This window comes from Aquiflexum sp. (genome assembly GCF_977115555.1).
Genome location: NZ_CDSBKL010000571.1, coordinates 1 through 2009, shown reverse-complemented (window position 1 = coordinate 2009; position 2009 = coordinate 1). Strand labels below are relative to the sequence as shown.

General features: G+C 46.7%; 1 protein-coding gene and 1 pseudogene. Both read right to left on the bottom strand.

The window, feature by feature from the left end; all coding sequences use genetic code 11:
• Positions 1–606, bottom strand: a pseudogene (locus tag ACZFYI_RS19680) (Sec-dependent nitrous-oxide reductase); the annotation flags it as partial.
• 20 nt (positions 607–626) lie between these two features.
• A partial coding sequence (locus ACZFYI_RS19675) for a c-type cytochrome (protein WP_462525822.1) occupies positions 627–2009 on the bottom strand: 1383 nt, incomplete at its 5' end.

The window sequence follows — 2009 nt, the reverse complement described above, 5'->3', positions numbered from 1 at the left end:
GAAAGAAATCGTGCCGCGGAAATTGTCCTTATAGGTGTCTATCCCTACATCTCTGTCTTGATCATTTCCTGTCGGAACAGAGAATCTGGTACCTGCTACCACATATTCTGTGTTTTCAGTGATAAATGGAGAAGAGTGGTTACCTCCTGAATTGGGGATTTCGATGATCTCAACGGTTTTGAAACTTGTCAAATCCACCCTAGCGATCCTAGGTGTATTGTTGCCATTGCCAAAAGCCCACCTTGCATCATGTTCAGCATTGGTGGTAGAAATGGCGATGTGGTGCAAGTCATCCCAGGGAACGAAGCCTTGAGAAGTGTTCAGCATTGGTTTTGTTTCTTCAGAGAATCCCCAGCCATTTTCCGGGTGAACCGAAAAGACAGGAAGGATCTTCAATACCCTTCCCGAAGGAAGGCCTACGACGGACATCTGTCCATTGAAACCACCGGAGATGATGTTGTAAAATTCATCATGTTGTCCCGGAGCTACATATACTTTGGAGGCAGCGTCTCCCGAAATGGCGGTTTGGGCGCCTTTGGGTTTGCAACCATAGACAAAAGCTACTGCAACAGCTACTCCTGCCATCAACCATAATCTTGTTTTCATTGTCTTGGGGTTTGGTTTGTTTATTTCGCAGCAGCATCCATGCTACCGGCTTTTTCTAAGTCATTTTTTCTCATAAATTCCAAAATGTGCCTGGCTTCATCCATAGAGATGTTTTGGTTGGGCATTCTGGTGAGACATTCTTCCAACAAGGCCTGTGCGGTAGGATCCTCATCCAGCATCACATCGACATTGGTGACCATGTTCATGATCCATTCCGGACGTCTCCTGTTGGTCACCCCTTGGAAACCGGGACCCACCAAACGCTTGTCGTTGAGCTGATGGCAGGCAGTACACTTCATGTCCACTATCGCCTTTCCTTTTTCTGCCAAAGCTTCATCAACAGTGGCTCCGAGGTCGACACTTTTGATTTCACCCACCCCTTTAGGATCGGCCTCTTTTACTGTTTCTTCCGCGCTAGGTGGGGTATAAGTACCCTGGTTTTCACCGCCACCGCCGCAACTTGCCAACAGGAGCAAAGCCGCTCCCATGGTCATGATCATCGTACTTTTCATAGTTTTTCTGTTTTTATAAAATTGGGTTTTGATAGTATTTTCAATTGTAAGTTCGGCCTTATTGAAAGCAGGTCTGCGCCACAGTCCCACCCAAATCAGCAATAGGCCTAATGGGAAAAATGAGGAGGCAATGAATAAGATCAGGTGGAAGTGGGGGATAAATCCAAGTTTGGCCCAAAGCAAAGTTCCCTGCCCGAGGAGTAGAATCTCCGAAGCGAGGAAGGCCAAAGCCAGGAAGTGCCAACCCAAACCTGAGAATCTGCCTGTGCCAAGCCAGTTGTTTTTCAATGCAAATGCTCCAATGCCAAAGGTGATGGAACCAAGCATTACCAAATGGACAAAACCGATGACATACATCCGGATCGTATAGGCGATGGTGGCCACATCAGGGATAACTAGTGCAGCCTGAATCAAGGCTTTTATTGCCAAGCTCATCATTCCGATATAGAGCACCCTGTCCATCCAGTTATTTGGGAATTTCAACCCCTGAAACAGCCGAATGAAAGCAGGTTTCAGTATCCTGTAATAGGCGACGACTTGGAGGATAACGCCTGCAGCATTGATGAAAAACAGGGCTTTGATCGGTGTACTCCAAGATACAGCCAAGGCATAAGTCAGGAAAAGGGAGATATGAAGGATCCATTCGCTTTTTTTGGAAACAGGAATGCTCCATCCGTTTTTTTGCATGTAGCACACCAACAAACCCAAAAATCCATAGACAAACCAGCCATTGAGCTGAAAGTGCAGAAACCATTGCACACTCATGAAATACAAGGGGTGAAGCCTGCCCAATGTTGCGCCGACAGGACCGATCGCCCAAAGTCCAAGGCTTGAAACAAGCATCCAAATGATGGAAAACCTTACCAATCGGGTAGCAGTAGTTTCTTTGTG